This is a genomic window from Streptococcus sp. HMSC056C01, from assembly GCF_001811305.1.
Taxonomy (GTDB): domain Bacteria; phylum Bacillota; class Bacilli; order Lactobacillales; family Streptococcaceae; genus Streptococcus.
In genome coordinates this window covers 1-251 of record NZ_KV804203.1, presented here as the reverse complement: position 1 = coordinate 251, position 251 = coordinate 1, and the positions used below count along the sequence as shown (strand labels likewise).

Annotated in this window: 1 pseudogene; it reads right to left on the bottom strand. The window is 42.6% G+C overall.

Features of this window, described 5'->3' with window-relative positions:
- Positions 1-251 (bottom strand): annotated as a pseudogene (locus tag HMPREF2795_RS05940) (tagatose-bisphosphate aldolase); the annotation flags it as partial.

Here is a 251-nt window from a genome sequence, read left to right as displayed (position 1 = left end):
TCAGTCCATGAAGTAGCTGTTGTTTGAAGAACCTTATTAAGTTCATCAATGTTTTCAAATCCAGTTGTACGAAGCCATTCGCGAGCTGCTGCTTCTCCATCTTTGATGTAAGCTTCAACAGATCCAGCCCATGTTGCACGTCCACAAAGAACACCATTGAAGTTTGCACCTGATTCATGGGCAAAGACAAGAGTTTCTTGGAAGAGTTTAGCGGATACACCTGCACTCAAGTAGATGTATGGAAGGTTAGT